We start from the raw sequence: 835 nt of genomic DNA on the forward strand, positions 1-835 counted from the left end.
TTCCACATGGTGCCGATCCAGTTGAAGAACTTCACGCCGGTGGGTACGGCGATGAGGAACGTCATGAAGGCGAAGAACGGGAGGAGTACGCCGCCTGTGACGTACATGTGGTGCGCCCACACCGTCACGGACAGACCCGCGATGGCGATGGTCGCCGCGATCAGACCCATGTAGCCGAACATCGGCTTGCGGGAGAAGACCGGGATGACCTCACTGATGATGCCGAAGAACGGCAGGGCGATGATGTACACCTCTGGATGGCCGAAGAACCAGAAGAGGTGTTGCCACAGCAACCGGTCAGCAGCACGTTCCAGGTGAAGATCGGCATGCGGAACATGGTCATGCCCGGCGCGCGCATGCAGATGATCGTGGTGATGAAGTTGACCGAGCCGAGGATGGTGCCGAAGCCGGAGAAGGCCAGACCCATGATCCACATGTCGGCGCCGATGCCCGGGGAGCGGACCGCGTCCGACAGCGGGCTGTAGGCGAACCAGCCGAAGTCGGCCGCGCCCTGCGGGGTGAGGAAGCCACCGACCGCGATGAGCGAGCCGAACAGGTACAGCCAGTAGGCGAACATGTTCAGCCGGGGGAAGGCCACGTCCGGCGCGCCGATCTGCAGCGGCATGATCCAGTTCGCGAAGCCGGCGAACAGCGGCGTCGCGAACATCAGCAGCATGATCGTGCCGTGCATCGTGAACGCCTGGTTGAACTGCTCGTTCGACATGATCTGCAGGCCCGGACGGGCCAGCTCGGCACGCATGAGCAGCGCCATCACGCCACCGATCACGAAGAACGCGAACGACGTGACGAGATACAGCGTCCCGATCGTCTTGTG

1 pseudogene is annotated in these 835 nt (G+C 63.0%); it reads right to left on the bottom strand.

From position 1 onward, the window contains the following. Positions 1–835 (bottom strand): annotated as a pseudogene (locus tag IF78_RS48185) (cytochrome c oxidase subunit I); the annotation flags it as partial.

This window comes from Streptomyces bicolor (genome assembly GCF_000719285.1).
Taxonomy (GTDB): Bacteria; Actinomycetota; Actinomycetes; order Streptomycetales; family Streptomycetaceae; genus Streptomyces; species Streptomyces bicolor.